The following is a 1226-nucleotide window of genomic DNA, read 5'->3' on the forward strand; positions in this document are numbered from 1 at the left end:
GAGGCGGCAGACATGTAGTCACCGGCAATTGCCAGTCCATTCTGAACGCCGGTGAGCCCGCCGCTCGCCGTATAAAACTCACTCGTCGTTTTCGTCCGCTTCGCGGCAAAATACGTGATAATAAGCGTCAGGCCAACAATCGCCAAAAATAATAAAAAAGCAGTCATATTCATGTCTGTTCACCCTTCAGATCCTCTTTTAAAGCGCTTACATACTTATCGAAATGGGCGGCTCTCCGGGAATACACAGTACTCAGTATCCAGGTCATAGCGAATTGGGCGATGGCGAACAGCCAAGCCCATGAAACAGCTCCAATGGCCGGTGCATTCAAAAAGGTGAAATAAGATGTCAAAACAGGGAGTGAAAAATAAAAAACAAAAAAGAAAATCGCAGAAGGAACAATAAAAGCGCGTTTCTGCTTTAAAAAAGCTTGAAAAGACGGCGTTGCAGCAATCTGTTTATAATCAGCTTTGTACATGGATTTCCTCCTTTTATTCGCTAAACGTAAGCAAAAAGGTACACCAATAGGTATGTACTGAAAGTCCGATTTATGCGTTGAACAATATCTGGAGGATGAAAAAAGAAGGAAGTCGTGAAGAGGTGAACACAGTGGTCTAAAGACAGGCGAAGGTTTTCAAGCTCGGCCGTGTATAAACGAGTTTGCTTTCAAAACCTCACCGAATGCAGCTTGTTCTCAGCAAAGCTGCTGTTTACCAGAGCACGGTTATCATGTTCGCATCACCTCTTTATGATAATGCATGTGCCAAGAGGTGATCGCATCACCGGCTGTCTGTCGTAGTTAGCTGACACACCGTTTGTCCTCAAGCTCAGTGCAGCGATTTGCTTTTGAATAGAGGATATGGTGAAAACTCAGATCAGGTGATAGAAAAGCCAGAGGTAAATAGATCCGCCTGTTCGGACTAGTCTTGCCGGACGGTTTTTTTGTGGTTTTTCTTTCTCGATGCTGTCTCAGATTCTAAAAACTGCCTCACATCATGAATGCCTAATCCAATGGATCTAGCTTCTTGAATTAACATATGCCAATCTTTGTCCAAATCTTTTTTAACATGAGTTTTCATAGTAACCTCCAATTGTATAAAATGTTTTCCTGCAACATGCGGGCAATAAAAGACAAGCCAGCGCGATGATGAGGCGAGTACAACAAATTTCACACATAGTTGCTCGGTGTTCACAAACTGAAGGAAAAACCACCTACCTATTCCCTA

At 43.2% G+C, this 1226-nt stretch carries 2 protein-coding genes and 1 pseudogene; all 3 read right to left on the reverse strand.

What is annotated here, in order from left to right; translation table 11 throughout:
- Positions 1-173 (reverse strand): annotated as a pseudogene (locus tag ACWHAR_RS22115) (cation acetate symporter); the annotation flags it as partial.
- The gene (locus ACWHAR_RS22120) at positions 170-478 is read right to left on the reverse strand and encodes a DUF485 domain-containing protein (RefSeq protein ID WP_003227392.1); all 309 of its coding nucleotides are present in this window, start codon (positions 476-478) and stop codon (positions 170-172) included. The pseudogene ACWHAR_RS22115 and the gene ACWHAR_RS22120, both read right to left, overlap by 4 nt.
- 442 nt (positions 479-920) lie before the next feature.
- Positions 921-1079 carry a transcriptional regulator SlrA gene (slrA, locus tag ACWHAR_RS22125; RefSeq protein WP_014478351.1) on the reverse strand — a complete coding sequence of 53 codons (159 nt, stop codon included), beginning with the start codon at positions 1077-1079 and terminating at the stop codon, positions 921-923.
- Positions 1080-1226: the final 147 nt, after the last annotated feature.

It is taken from the genome of Bacillus sp. LR--39, assembly GCF_053613335.1.